We start from the raw sequence: 14,081 nt of genomic DNA on the forward strand, positions 1-14,081 counted from the left end.
CTAGCGGTGATAGTCTGGATCACGGAAGTGGGTCTTATAAAATACCATAGCAAGATAGAGTACAAATAAGACATTTTGGATCATGATCGTCGTAGTAAATACTTGATGGAATAGTAAACTGATGAAGACACTCAGTAAAATAGGGAGTCCCAAGCAATTCAGAATACAATTGAAACATTCCTTGAAAGTTTGTAGTGAAAAGAGTCGAGATTTTCGTGTCAAGTAGAGGAAGAAAGATGCCCCTACGATGAGAATCAAATAATTGACTGTCGATAAGAAGCCAGAGAAAATCACGAGAAAGAGACTGACAGGGAGTCGATTGTCGCGAAACCAATCGCTAGAGATAGCTTGAGTGAAGCTTTTTTTATCCCGAAGGCTCTCTTGATTAATAGCCTGGTATGAGACTGTAGCGAGTTCTTTATTCTCTTTTGAGATAATCAATTGTTTGCGATCAAAATGGAGTGTTAACTCCTTGCCTTCACTAGCCTTTGCCTCTTGGCCTAAGATAACCTGTCCTTTTGAAGTCTTGTGTACAGGGTTAGTCCCTGTATAGGTGAGCTCTTGGTCTTTGATCACGACGTGTTCTTGGATATCTTTCATAACGTCTGTTGATAAAGGATCAAACACATCGCTGACAAAGGTTGTCAAAGGATAGGTTTTGAGTTGAGCATTTTGCAGAGCCACAGGTAATAGTGTGATAGAGATTAGAAAGAAAGAAGTAAAAATCATTTGGAACCAGCTCAGTTTTTTGCGGTTTGCAAAAGAAGAGCGGAAATTGAAGATACTTGCGAAATAATTAAAAGGATAGGGCATAAGATGACCTTTCTAAATATAAGAGTATCAGAAATGCAAAGAGAAATCTCTTTGCATTGATTTTATTCTTAACGAAGGGTAGTAAAGCATCCACCATACTACCCTCAACTTAAAAATAAAATGTGCTTGAAATAAGATTCTATTTTATCCTTTATCTCCACCAGCTGTCAAGCCTGAAACAAAGTTCTTTTGTAGGAAGAAGAATAAGATACAGATTGGAACCGCGATCAAAATAGCACCGGCTGCAAAGAAGGCGATTTTTTGATTTTTTTGGTCACTGATAAAGGTTTGAAGACCAACGGCTACCGTATAGTTCACTTCGTCACGAAGCAAGAATTTAGACAAGATATAGTCTCCGAAAGGCCCCATGAAAGCCCAAAGTGCTTGAACGGCAATCATTGGACGAACAAGAGGAAGGACGATTTGCCAGAAGCGACGGAAGTGTCCAGCTCCATCCAATTTCGCAGATTCATCGAGGGAAATTGGAACAGTATCAAAGTATCCCTTCATCAACCAGGCATTCATTGGAATACCACCACCAACATAAAGGAAGATCAAGAACCAAGGTTGGTTCAAGGCATTCAGCATCAAAGCCATAACGAAGAAGGCTGTGAGGGCTGCCATGGTTGGGACCATTTGAATAATCAAGAAGAAGACCAAACTTTGTTTACGCGCCAAGAAATTGTAACGGCTGTATGCGTAACCTGCGAAGGTAACGATACTTGTTTGTACAATCATGGTGATAATGGCGATAACCAAGGTGTTCATATACCAAGTGCCATAATGGGTTTCAGAGAAAAGTTTTGAGAAGTTATCAAAACTAAGATTGCCACTAAAATCAAGTGTAAAGGCACTGACATTCCCTGATTTGAAGGCTGATAGAACCGTAATCAACAATGGATAAATGATAACGATTGAAAGAACCACCATGTACAGGTAAGTCAAGAAATGATTGAGGCGGCGTTTAAATTGAACTGAATTTTTCATTTTATACATCCTCCATATCAAATGCATGTAGTTTCTTGAAGGCAACCATAGAGATTGAGATCACAATCACAGAGATAATCAAGGTTACCGCTGCAGCCATTGAATATTGAGGAGAAGAATTGGTTGTCAACTTGTAGATCCATGAGATCAAGATATCTGTAGATCCGGCGTTTCCTCCGACAGAACCAGGTCCCCCATCGTTAAACAAGTAAATGATGGAGAAGTTATTAAAGTTGAAGGTATATTGACTGATCAAAGTTGGAGCTGCAACAGCCATAATCATTGGGAAAGTGATGCTGCGGAATTTTTGCCAACCGTTGGCACCATCAATATAAGCAGCTTCGTAAAGATCGTTTGGAATAGATTGAAGAATCCCTAAAGTCAAGACGTAGATGTAAGGGAAGCCGAGCCAACCTTGCATCATAATCAAAGCAATTTTTGTCCAGGTAGGATCTGTTTTCCAAGGAATCAAAACGCCATCTAAGAATGGGAAGATCTTCGCAAACAATGGGATAACTTGTGCATTGATAGCACCGACACTATCGTTAAACATATTTGAGAAAGTTAGGATAGTGATGAAGGCTGGAACAGCCCAAGGAAGCAAGAAGATAACCCCAAAGATTCGTTTTCCTTTTACGAATGGTTGGTTTGCAACAATAGCGGTCAAGATACCGAGTACGATTTGAAGAGTAGAAGCTGCGAGGGCCCAAATCAAGGTCCAGCCAAGAACCGATGTAAAGGCTGAGCGGAAGGTACTCAAGGTCCACATATTAGTGAAGTTTTGGAACCCGATCCAATCAAGCAAGGTTGTTGGAGCGGTATGTTTGAAGTCGTAGTTGGTAAAGGCGATCATCAAAGTTACTAAAACTGGGAAGATAATCGCAAATGTCATAGCAATGTATGAAGGAATAATCAATAAATATGGGAAGCCATTTTCATAGATGGCTTGAACCATTTCTTTCAAGGTTTTTGGAACGGCAATCCCGTTGTTGATGCGTTTAGCAACTGTTCCAGCATCCTTAATATTTAAGGCATAAAATAGGAAGTAAACAACAGTGATGATCAAGTGGAAGGCGCCACGAATCAAGATAAAGAGAGAATTATCTTGTCCACGGACGGTTCCAAGTGTAACCAATTTCGCTAATTCTCCAGCTCCAATTCCTAGGAAATAGGCGAGAAAGAGAATGGTTACGGCAAGAAAAATATAGCCTTTGGTTTTTTGTTTGTTATAAATTTGCCCAAGACCCGGGATCAAAGAGAGCCACATAGCCTTTTTAGGGTTTTGTTCTGTAGTCATTCAAATCTCCTTATAATGTCCTTGCTAGAGAGCAAGAAGACAAGTCAGACAGTAAGTTGTGCTTGAAAATTGAACATAAGAGGTTGGGACTTTGTCTCCAACCTCTTACTCACACCTAAAAACTGTCTTATTTGCTACCGAATTTTTGTTCGATGGTTTCTTTAATCAATTTCACTGCATCGTCAGCAGATGCTTTTGCAGATTTTTTACCACTTACAGCATCGAAAAGCATAGTAGCAGCTGGATCCCAAACAGCACTCATTTCTGAGATATTTGGCATTGGTTGAGCATTCTTGAATTGATCAACAACGGCAGTTGTCAATTCATCGTTTTTGCTAACCGCATATTTACGAGCTTCTGTGTTGGCAGGAACTTCATTGGTCTTGTCAAACAAAGCTTTTTGTTGGTCAGTACTTGTCAAGAAGTCAATGAATTTTTGAGCGCCATCAAGGTTTTTCGCACCTGCAGGGATAACCCAAGCTTTACCACCACCAAAGGCAGAGTATTGTTTTCCGTTTGGAAGAGTTGGAATCGTTGCGACACCGTAGTTTACTTTAGCTTCTTTCAATGAAGCAGCTTTCCAAGGACCATCGATGATAGCAGCTGTTTTACCTTCTTGGAATTGTGTTTGGATGAAGTTAGCAGCAGCTTTTGTATCTTGCAAACCTTTTGGCCATTTAGCATACCAAGTTTTTGCATATTCGATACCATCGATAGAACCTTGGTTGTTCAATCCAATATCTTTAGGATCTGTACCGTCTTTACCAAACACATAACCGCCGTTACCTGAAAGTAAACCGTAAGTGTAGTAGAAGTTTGTCCAGTCAGCTAAGAAGGCAGTTGTTTTACCAGGTTCGCTAGCGAAGTCGTACTTGCTATCTTTTGCAAGATTTTCAAGATCACCAAATGTTTTTGGAGCTTCGCTTACAAGATCTTTGTTATAGTAGAGAACCAATGTTTCGATGACAGCAGGTGCACCGTAAACTTTACCACCGTTTGTTACAAGAGCTTCAGTTGTTTTATCTGTATGGCTATCTTTGTTTAATGTCACTTCAGCCAATTGACCATCGCTACCAAGACCACCTACACGGTCGTATGGAGCCATCATTACGTCTGGAGCTTTTTTAGATTGGTTATCAAGAGAAAGGTTATCCAATCCACCAAGAGCATCACCAGTCTTGATGTTAATTTTTACGCCATTTTCTTTTTCAAAAGCTTTTGCAGCTTCTTCAACATAAGATTTGTAGCCTTTGTCTACATAGACGTTGATTTCTTTACTTGCCTCAGAAGAACCTGATGAGTTATTGCTACAAGCAGCAAGTAAGAAGCCGGCAAAACCAACTGTACCAAGTACAGCAGCACTACGTAAAATTGTACGTTTCATGATTTATTCCTCCTAAAGAATAAAAAAAGATAATAATTAGAAACCGTTTTAGACAAACGTTTTCCTAAAACGTCTTAAGTATATCACAAGGCGAAAACGTTTGCAAGTAGTTTTAAACAATTTTTTTAAAAATATTTTAATTCCGAACTTTCTTCTATAAAATGCATCAAATTTGTTGACATTAGCCAAAGGAAAGAATACACTAAGGGGGTGAGGACATTCTGAAAAAAGTTAAAAAAGTTTTTAAGAAATCCCTTGCAGAAAATAGGGAAAAAGTTTATAATAACATGGTACGCAAACGTTTTCGCAAAAATTGCGTAAACTGAGTTGCGCCTGTTCGATTTTTAACAAAGAGTAGAGCCGCTTGAGAGCTGGATACGACTCTGCAACGATACCCATACCGTGCACCGAATCGCAGGCTTCAAAGAAATAAAAAAAGGTGGTAACCCATGAAAAAACGTCAAAGTGGTGTTTTGATGCACATTTCTTCCCTTCCTGGACAATACGGGATCGGATCATTCGGTCAATCAGCATATGATTTTGTTGATTTCCTCGTTCGGACCAAGCAACGTTACTGGCAAATCTTGCCGCTTGGTACAACTAGTTATGGAGATTCTCCATACCAATCTTTCTCAGCTTTTGCTGGGAACACTCATTTTATTGATTTCGATCTTTTGATTGAACGAGGTTTGTTGACAGAAGCAGATCTTAAAGGAGTGGACTTTGGTCAAGATCCTACTCAAGTGGATTATGCAAAGGTTTTCGAACAACGTCGTCCGCTACTTGAAAAAGCCGTTGCGAACTTCTTGAAATCAGGTGATCAAAAAGAATTCCAAGCCTTTTGCGAAGCCAATGCTTCTTGGTTGGAGCTCTTCGCAGAATACATGGCTATTAAAGAACACTTTGATTTGAAAGCTTGGACAGAGTGGCCAGATGCAGCTATTCGTGCGCGTGAGCCAAAAGCTTTGGCTAAATACCGTGAAGAATTGGCTGATCAATTGACTTACCATCGTGTAACTCAATTCTTCTTCTTCCAACAATGGTTGGCCTTGAAAGCTTATGCCAACGACCACCACATTGAAATTGTGGGAGATATGCCAATCTATGTAGCGGAAGATTCAAGTGACATGTGGGCTAATCCTCATCTCTTCAAAACAGATGAAAACGGAAAAGCAACTTGCATTGCAGGATGCCCGCCAGATGAGTTCTCAGCAACTGGTCAACTTTGGGGGAACCCAATCTATGACTGGGAAGCAATGGACAAAGATGGCTACCAATGGTGGATTGAACGCTTGCGTGAAAGCTTCAAGATCTATGACATCGTTCGGATCGACCACTTCCGTGGTTTCGAATCATACTGGGAAATCCCTGCTGGTTCTGAAACTGCAGCACCAGGTAAATGGGTCAAAGGTCCTGGCTACAAACTCTTTGCAGCCGTGAAGGAAGAGCTCGGTGATTTGAACATCATCGCTGAGGACCTTGGCTTTATGACGGATGAAGTTATTGAGCTTCGCGAACGTACTGGTTTCCCAGGAATGAAGATTCTTCAATTCGCCTTCAATCCTGACGATGAAAGTATCGATAGCCCTCACTTGGCACCAAACAACTCTGTGATGTACACTGGAACACATGATAACAACACAGTTCTTGGATGGTACCGCAATGAAATCGACGATCCAACTCGTGAGTATCTTGCTCGTTATACCAACCGGAAAGAGTACGAATCTGTACCGCATGCTATGCTTCGCACCGTCTTTGCTTCCGTCAGCTTCATGGCGATTGCTACGATGCAAGACTTGCTTGAGTTAGATGGCTCAGCTCGGATGAACTTCCCATCTACTCTCGGTGGTAACTGGTCATGGCGAATGACAGCGGATCAATTGACTCCAGCTGTCGAGCAAGAATTGCTTGATTTCACTACGATCTATCGTCGTGAAAACAAAGACTTGAAAAAAGAAGTTAAGAAAGCAAAAAAATAATCTTTCCCCCCTATTAAAATTGTTGAAACAAAGGAGACTCCCAACATGGAATCATTACAAAAATATGTGATTGATCATCATCAAAAAACAATTGCTGAATGTTCAAATGAAGAATTGTACATTGCCTTGCTAAATTACACGAAGCAAGCAAGCGCTCAAAAGAAATTAAATACTGGTAAGAAAAAAGTTTACTACATCTCAGCTGAGTTCTTGATCGGTAAACTCTTGTCTAACAACTTGATCAACTTGGGTCTTTACGACGATGTTAAAAAAGAATTGTCAGATGCTGGTAAAGACTTGATCGAAGTCGAAGAAGTGGAATTGGAACCATCACTTGGTAACGGTGGTTTGGGACGTTTGGCAGCCTGCTTTATCGACTCTATCTCAAGCCTTGGTTTGACAGGGGATGGGGTTGGTTTGAACTACCACTTTGGTTTGTTCCAACAAGTCCTTAAAAACAACCAACAAGAAACGATTCCAAATGCATGGTTGACTGACCAAAGCTGGCTCGTTCGTTCAAGCCGTAGCTACCAAGTGCCATTTGCACACTTCACATTGACTTCTACCCTTTATGATATCGATGTCCCTGGTTACAAGATTGAAACCAAGAACCGTTTGCGTTTGTTCGACTTGGATTCAGTTGATTCATCTATTATTGAAGATGGTATTAACTTTGACAAGACAGATATCGCTCGCAACTTGACCCTCTTCTTGTACCCAGATGATAGTAACCGTCAAGGGGAATTGCTCCGTATCTTCCAACAATACTTCATGGTATCAAACGGTGCACAATTGATCATCGACGAAGCCATCGAAAAAGGAAGCAACTTGCATGACCTTGCTGACTATGCTGTTGTCCAAATCAACGATACTCACCCATCAATGGTCATCCCTGAATTGATCCGTCTTTTGACAGAACGTGGTATTGGAATGGATGAAGCCATCTCTATCGTTCGTAGCATGACGGCTTACACTAACCACACAATCCTTGCAGAAGCCCTTGAAAAATGGCCACTTGAATTTTTGCAAGAAGTGGTTCCTCACTTGGTTCCAATCATTGAAGAATTGGACCGCCGTGTTCGCGCTGAATACAAAGATCCAGCTGTTCAAATCATCGATGAGAATGATCGCGTACACATGGCGCACATGGATATCCACTATGGATTTAGCGTAAACGGGGTAGCAGCACTTCACACAGAAATCTTGAAGAATTCTGAGTTGAAAGCCTTCTACGACATTTACCCTGAAAAATTCAACAACAAAACAAACGGTATCACATTCCGTCGTTGGCTCATGCATGCCAACCCAACCTTGTCACACTACTTGGATGATATCCTCGGACGTGACTGGCACCATGACGCATCTAAATTGGAAGACCTTCTTTCTTATGAAGATAAAGATGCAGTCAAAGCAAAATTGGAAAACATCAAGTCTCACAACAAACGGAAATTGGCTCGTTTCTTGAAAGACCATCAAGGTGTGGAAATCAATCCTAACTCTATCTTTGATACCCAAATCAAACGTCTCCACGAATACAAACGTCAACAAATGAACGCTTTGTATGTGATCCACAAATACTTGGACATCAAAGCTGGAAATATCCCTGCTCGCCCAATCACTGTTCTCTTTGGTGGTAAAGCAGCTCCTGCCTACACCATTGCACAAGATATTATCCACTTGATCCTTTGCTTGTCTGAAGTGATTGCAAACGATCCAGCAGTAGCTCCACACTTGCAAGTCGTTATGGTAGAAAACTACAACGTGACTGCTGCAAGCTACTTGATTCCAGCTAGCGATATTTCTGAGCAAATCTCCCTTGCTTCTAAGGAAGCTTCAGGTACTGGTAACATGAAATTCATGTTGAATGGTGCGTTAACACTTGGTACTATGGATGGAGCAAACGTGGAAATCGCTGAATTGGTTGGACGTGACAACATCTACATCTTCGGTGAAGATTCAGAAACTGTAATCGATCTATATGAGAAATCAGCATACAAATCAGCGGACTTCTATGAACGTGAAGCTATCAAACCATTGGTAGACTTCATTATCAGCGATGCCGTTCTTGCAGTTGGTAACAAGGAACGCTTGACTCGTCTTCACAAGGAATTGATCAACAAAGACTGGTTCATGACTCTTCTTGACTTGGAAGACTACATTGTAACCAAAGAACGCATGTTGGCTGATTACGAAGACCGTGATGCATGGTTGGATCAAGTTATCGTAAACATTGCTAAAGCAGGATTCTTCTCATCTGACCGTACGATCGCTCAGTACAATGAAGATATCTGGCACTTAAACTAATCATTAGTTGTTAGACCAAGGTCCATAAGACCTTGGTCTTTTTCATTACTTCTCATTTGGGAGAAGAAATGGAGCTAGTTTAGGGAATGGACACTCTGCAAAAAGTGTTGTTTTTTTGAATTTTGCAACCCCTAAAGGGAAAAAATTACATAATTTTTATTTCAGTCTTCAAATCTAATTTATTGGTATAAAAAAATACTTCCCTTTAAAAAGCCTTTCGGTGAAATTTATAAAAAGAGAAAGTGTCTTAAAAACCCTTGAAAATAAAGGATTTTTTCACAGGCGTTTGCATATATTTTCAACTAAAGATGGGGAAGGCAAGGAAAGTTTGGGGATTCAAGTTGTTATATATTTAAAGTAAAATAAAAAATTAAATTGACAAATATATAAAAATGGTTGATTGTGATACAATGAAGTTAACTGGAAGTAGCATATTTTTGCCTCTACAGTGAGATTTTTTTAAACAAAAAAGGAGAGTTTTGAAAATGAAAAGCTATCGTGAACATGTTTCGAAGCAGGAAAAATTTTCAATTCGTAAGTTATCAGTCGGTGTTGTTTCATTGGCCATCGCTGGATTGGCTACTGTTAATACCTACGGAGCAGAAGTGAAAGCAGATGAAGCAACAGCGCCTGCAACTGAAGCGACTACTACGGATACAGCAACAAGCGATGCAGCTGTTTCAACAAGTTCTAAGTTGACTTCTACAACTGTGATAGAAGGAAATAAAACAGTTACGACTACTTATGTAGAATCGCCAGAACTTGAAAAAGCCAAAGCTGATGCAGCTACAGAAGGTGTGACCGTTACAGAAGAAGCTGAAAAAGTCCAACCATCTATCGCAGCAGCAGAAGCAGATAATAAAGCTCAAACAGCTGAAATCAACACAGTCGTTGAAAACTACAAAAAGGCAAAAGCTGAGTATGAAGCAAAATCTCAAGAAATCACATTGATTGAAAAGAGAAATGCAGAAGCAGAAGCGGCTTACAAGAAACAAGTAGAAGACTACAATACCCAACAAGCAGCTTATGATAAAGCTCTAGAAGAGTACAATACTAAAAAGGCAGCCTACGATGCTAAAGTAGCAGAAAAAGCAACAGCGGATAAGGCGAATGCAGAAGCAAAAGCTAAGTATGATGCAGAAATGGTTACTTACAACGCAGCCTTGTCTGAATATAAGACAAATAAGGCTTTGTATGATGCCGCTCTAGCAGAATACAACACGAAAAAAGCAACCTATGATGCTAAAGTAGCTGAGAAAACACAAGCAGAAATTACGGATAAGGCTGCTCAAGAACAATACCAGAAAGATCTTGCAGCTTATAATACTGCTTACGAAAAATATCAAACTGATTTAGCAGCTTATAATACGGCTAAAGCAGCCTACGATGCTAAAGTAGCAGAAAAAGCAGCAGCGGATAAGACCAATGCAGAAGCTAAAGCTAAGTATGAAGCAGAAATGGCTGTTTACAATACAGCTAAAGCGCAATACGATAAAGATTTACAAGAGTACCAAGCTAAGAAAGCACAGTACGATAAAGATAAAGCAGCTTATGATCAATTGGTAGCGAAGAAGGCGGAAGAAGATGCTGCTAAAGCTAAGTATGAAGTTGAGCTTGCAAAATACAATGTAGACTTAGAGCAATACGGCAAAGATTTTGCTACTTATCAAACAAAACTTGCTGAATATCAAACAGCTTTGGCACAGTACAAAGATGCTAAAGAAGCCTATGATAAATACATGAACGATAATGGTTTCCAAGATCTCAAAGATGTAGAAACCGTTCAAGATTTGACCTTCCAACGTGAAGGTGATGCTATTCATACCATTGACGGCATCAGTACTTACCTCACTCGTGCTGCTCAAGATCGTTTAAATACAAGCAATGTGCATCAATATGATTCCAATAAATTGGAAGCTTCAGATATTGTAGCGACTAGTCCTTGGGCCAATAATGAAACTGAGTATATTCAAGTTAAGGAGGGCGATAAATTTGTTGTCACTTATGACAACTTGAATCAGTCCAGCATGCGTGAAAATAAAAAGGATATGCATCCAATCAAGCGCGTAATTTACCGCTATGAGATTTTGAGCCTTCCATCAAATAATGGCAAAGGGATTGCAGCAGTCAGTGCAGACCCAACTAAAACCCTTACGGTTGGAGCTTCAACAGACCAAAACAAACCCGTTAAGGTTGCTGTTGATGTTGAATTCTATGACGGTAATGGCAATAAGTTTGATTTGACCCAACACAGTGCGATTGTAGCGTTGAACTCCCTCAACCACTGGACAGGTGCTTCTTATGTAGAAAGTGGGGATAAACCACGTGCTCTTACAGTAGAAGCCAAGGATGTGAATGGAAACACTGTACGTGGCACTTGGAATCCGTATGCAGATGGTTCTTCCATGAGCATTGAGAACAATGCGGTTGTTGTGAAAAATGGAACAGCTGACTTTGGTACTGCGGATGTCACTATCTCTGCTGAAAATCCAATCAAGATTGTAGCTCAAAAAGCAACATTTAATGGCAGTGAATTTGTAGTTAGTGAAGAAACTGTGATTGATGCAACATCTGTTAATGCTTCGGGTGGAGGAAATGGACATTCTATCGGTACAGTTGAATATACATTTAAGGAAAAAGAAGGTGATAAAGAAAAAGACGATGTGATCGGTTCTTATACGATTGATCCAACTTCAGGACATATCATCTTTACTCCTAAGAAGAAATTTGAAAACGTGGAACACAAAGAGTCTGTAAATATTGGAGATAATAAATTTATTCAAATTCCAAACTCAAGTGTTTCTTATGACTCTGCTACTAAAGAAGTAACTTCCTTTAAAGATAACCAATATATTGAACATGGTTCGGTCTTTAATGGGGAATCATCCGCGACTCTTCGTGGATGGGATGACCCATCTTCTCCATACCTCTATTATGGTGGAGCAGGCTTGAAGATGTCTGATGGTCACTTGGAATTTACGGCCAAAGGAGCTAATGCGGCTGGACAACCGACCGTATACTGGTTTGCCATCAACTCAAATGTTGGTATTCCAAAAAATCCAGGTGAAGAACCGAAAGAGCCAACAAAACCAACCGAACCAAAGGCTCCAACCCCACCAACAATTACGGTTGAAAAATTACCTGCGTTGCCAGAAGAACCAACTCCGCCAACAGCACCTACAGCTCCAACAGAACCTACTTATACGGTTGTAACAGTTGATGCGAAAGCTCCAACTCCACCAACTGAACCAAAGGCTCCAACTCCACCAACCCCAACAGTTGTGGAAGTGCCTGCAGAGCCAACGAAACCAGAAGAACCTAAATCACCAACTCCGCCAACAGCACCTAACTACACTGTGATTACGGTCGATGTGGAGGAACCAAAAGCTCCAACTCCACCAAAAGCTCCAACCCCACCGACTCCTGAAGTCGTTCCAAATACGAATCCGGTGAAACCGGAAGCTGAAGTGAAATGGCATAAGAATAAAGTGGTAACGGAAACAGATATTCCAACCCCACCAACACCAGTTCCTCCAACTCCACCAACTCCATACAACCCACCAACACCAATTGTTCCACCTACACCAATCGTTCCACCAACTCCAGAGGTTCCAACCGAACCAACTCCTGAAGTTCCGGAACAGCCTGTACAACCTGCGCAACCACAAACACCTGCGCTTCCAAATACAGGTACAGAAAGCTCAACTGCAGCTGTTCTTGCAGGTGCGATGGCTGGATTGCTTGGATTGGGTCTTGCACGCAAGAAAAAAGAAGATTAATTCTTGTTTCTTTCGTTCATTCATCTAAATAAAGAAAGTCAGAAGGTAAGTCCTTCTGACTTTTTTGATGGAGTGATGACCAAATAGTTGAGAAATAGAACAGAATAGTTTTTGGATAAGGAGAGGAAATGGCTTTTATAGACCGAATCGTGTCGAAATGAAGCAGAATAGAAATGGATGACACAAGAAGAAGAGAATGAGGTATACTGGTGGTGTTCGAATGAAAGTTTATAGGACTCCGTTATATCTCTAATCATTCCAATGATACAGTTGCGATGGCTTTTCATCTTTTGCACACATTATTTTCCAAATGAATTTCATTTGAACGTATCAGTAATCAGGCAAGTGCTTCCACGGTTTTGAGGTGCTTGCCTTTCTATCTGTATCGCGATATAATAGGGTGTAAGAAATGAAAAGGAGTTTGTATGAAAAAGAAACCTATCTATCTTTACATCTTGTTATTTTTCTCTACGGTTGGAACCCTAACATCAGCTGTCTCAACCTTTGGAGCTTCAAAGAGCTTTGAGCTGACAGATGATTTTGCTAAACAACTTGGTTTAACAACGGCTCAAGACAAGGCTGACTATGTGACATATTATGAGAAATCAGCCCAACTCAATCAGTCTCCACTAGCCTTTTTATTTGTTTCCCTGATTCTGATTGCCTTGCTTGCAACTTTCTATTTCCTCTTTATGAAGCAGGATCTGTTAACAACACATTATACTTATATGGGACAGATTTTGTTAAGTCAAGCTTTCTCTTTTTATAATTATTTTGCAGGACGTCCGCTATTGGCTAGTTTTTCAAACCAAGCACTTCGTCAACGATATCTGGCATCTTCGTCCCTTGCTTTGTTACTCTTGACGGCGTTTGCTCTTCTTTTCTTTGGAATTATTTTGTATAAAACCTTGCGTTTGAGAAAAGCTCAAGCTAGGGCATAATAGATAAGTTTAGATGGAGCTCTCTTAGAGGATAAGAGAGCTTCTTGATTGGAGAAAAAAGATGAAAGTATCCTTTGTTTATATTAGTCTGAGTGGGAATACAGAGAGTTTTGTCCGTCGCTTAAGTGACTATTTGCTGGAAGCCCATCCCGGACTTGAAATCGAGAAAGTTCATGTGAAAGACCTGGTCAAAGAGGGCCAGCCCTTCTTTGAAATGACCAATCCTTTTATCACTTTTTTGCCTACCTATTTGGAGGGTGGAAATGGTGTTGACAATGGCGATGTGGAAATTTTGACGACAGATGTCGCGGATTTTATTGCTTATGGAGACAATGCCAGCAAGTGCTTAGGAGTGGTTGGATCAGGCAATCGGAATTTTAACAATCAATATTGTTTAACCGCTAAGCAATACAGCCAACGCTTTGGTTTCCCTAAGTTAGCCGATTTTGAAATGCGGGGGATGTTGGGAGATATTAAAAAAGTAGCTGCCATTGTAGAAGATTTGTATCATCTTTAAAATAAAGAGAGTGGGACAGAAATCGGTAATTCGTTAGAATTCGATTTCGTCGTCCCACCTCCGCACAGTTGAGTAGGGCT

Annotated in this window: 9 protein-coding genes; 5 read left to right on the forward strand and 4 right to left on the reverse strand. The window is 40.4% G+C overall.

What is annotated here, in order from left to right; genetic code table 11:
- From H7T97_RS04420 to H7T97_RS04435, 4 genes are all read right to left on the reverse strand, one after another.
- A complete protein-coding gene (locus tag H7T97_RS04420) occupies positions 1-813 on the reverse strand; it encodes a DUF1189 family protein (RefSeq protein ID WP_021154118.1) in 813 nt (270 codons plus the stop codon).
- A gap of 144 nt (positions 814-957) precedes the next feature.
- The gene (locus tag H7T97_RS04425) at positions 958-1,800 is read right to left on the reverse strand and encodes a sugar ABC transporter permease (RefSeq protein WP_021154117.1); all 843 of its coding nucleotides are present in this window, start codon (positions 1,798-1,800) and stop codon (positions 958-960) included.
- A 1-nt stretch (position 1,801) separates the two neighbouring features.
- Entirely contained in the window at positions 1,802-3,097 is a 1,296-nt protein-coding gene (locus H7T97_RS04430) for a sugar ABC transporter permease (RefSeq protein ID WP_023919930.1), read from the reverse strand.
- A gap of 127 nt (positions 3,098-3,224) precedes the next feature.
- Positions 3,225-4,481 (reverse strand): extracellular solute-binding protein, encoded by a 1,257-nt coding sequence (locus H7T97_RS04435; protein ID WP_023919928.1) that lies wholly within the window; start codon positions 4,479-4,481, stop codon positions 3,225-3,227.
- Between the two features lie 449 nt (positions 4,482-4,930).
- On the opposite strand from H7T97_RS04435, the gene malQ reads away from it, so the two are divergent.
- From malQ to nrdI, 5 genes are all read left to right on the forward strand, one after another.
- Positions 4,931-6,460, forward strand: a complete 1,530-nt coding sequence (gene malQ, locus H7T97_RS04440) for a 4-alpha-glucanotransferase (RefSeq protein ID WP_134974269.1) — start codon at positions 4,931-4,933, stop codon at positions 6,458-6,460.
- 45 nt (positions 6,461-6,505) lie between these two features.
- Positions 6,506-8,764: a glycogen/starch/alpha-glucan family phosphorylase gene (gene glgP / locus H7T97_RS04445; protein ID WP_049471794.1), complete on the forward strand. Its 2,259-nt coding sequence runs from the start codon at positions 6,506-6,508 to the stop codon at positions 8,762-8,764.
- 485 nt (positions 8,765-9,249) lie between these two features.
- A complete protein-coding gene (locus tag H7T97_RS04450; RefSeq protein ID WP_201089524.1) occupies positions 9,250-12,543 on the forward strand; it encodes a GbpC/Spa domain-containing protein in 3,294 nt (1,097 codons plus the stop codon).
- 425 nt (positions 12,544-12,968) lie between these two features.
- Positions 12,969-13,484, forward strand: a complete 516-nt coding sequence (locus tag H7T97_RS04455) for an ABC transporter permease (protein WP_201089526.1) — start codon at positions 12,969-12,971, stop codon at positions 13,482-13,484.
- A 61-nt stretch (positions 13,485-13,545) separates the two neighbouring features.
- Positions 13,546-14,001, forward strand: a complete 456-nt coding sequence (gene nrdI / locus H7T97_RS04460) for a class Ib ribonucleoside-diphosphate reductase assembly flavoprotein NrdI (RefSeq protein WP_049471797.1) — start codon at positions 13,546-13,548, stop codon at positions 13,999-14,001.
- Positions 14,002-14,081: the final 80 nt, after the last annotated feature.

It is taken from the genome of Streptococcus parasanguinis, from assembly GCF_016648925.1.
Classification (GTDB): Bacteria; Bacillota; Bacilli; order Lactobacillales; family Streptococcaceae; genus Streptococcus.